Origin of the sequence: Pseudoblastomonas marina, assembly GCF_014641655.1 — a bacterium.
Classification (GTDB): Bacteria; Pseudomonadota; Alphaproteobacteria; order Sphingomonadales; family Sphingomonadaceae; genus Alteriqipengyuania_A; species Alteriqipengyuania_A marina.
The window spans coordinates 1-513 of record NZ_BMID01000053.1; the positions used below are offsets into that span (position 1 = coordinate 1).

At 24.0% G+C, this 513-nt stretch carries 1 protein-coding gene; it reads right to left on the minus strand.

The features are described from left to right. The coding region (locus IEW49_RS13520) for a hypothetical protein (protein ID WP_229658245.1) at positions 1 to 448 on the minus strand (448 nt) is incomplete at its 3' end. Positions 449 to 513: the final 65 nt, after the last annotated feature.

A 513-nucleotide genomic window follows, 5' to 3' on the forward strand; every position in this document is an offset into this window, starting at 1 on the left:
TACCTTTATCTAAAATCTTAGTAATTTGTCCACCTAAATCTAAAACTAAATTTGTAATATATTTATTATAAAATAATTCAACTAAAAATCTTTGATTAAAGAAACCAAAAAGATTATAACCTAATCTAGATAATTTAAAATGAACAACTAAGTTTGGGTATTTTTCAGATAAAACTAAAGCTATTAAACTAAAAGATATAGTAAATATAAAAGGCAATAGTTTAAATAATGTAGGTACAGCAAATTCAGTATCTATCATTATCTCATGAATAGGATGAATAAATAAGCTATTATCTATAAAAAAGTTAGATCCTAAACCTATAAATATATCTTTAGTAATAAAACCAAAGAATATAGAAAATAAGGCCAATATAACTAAAGGTAAACTTAAAAAGAATCCACCCTCACCTGATACTGATCTCGGCAAATTATTGATTTCTTTTGACATATGCTTAGGCAAATAGAATTCTTCTTTTCCCGTATAACTTACATATACATATAGTCTTTCATACA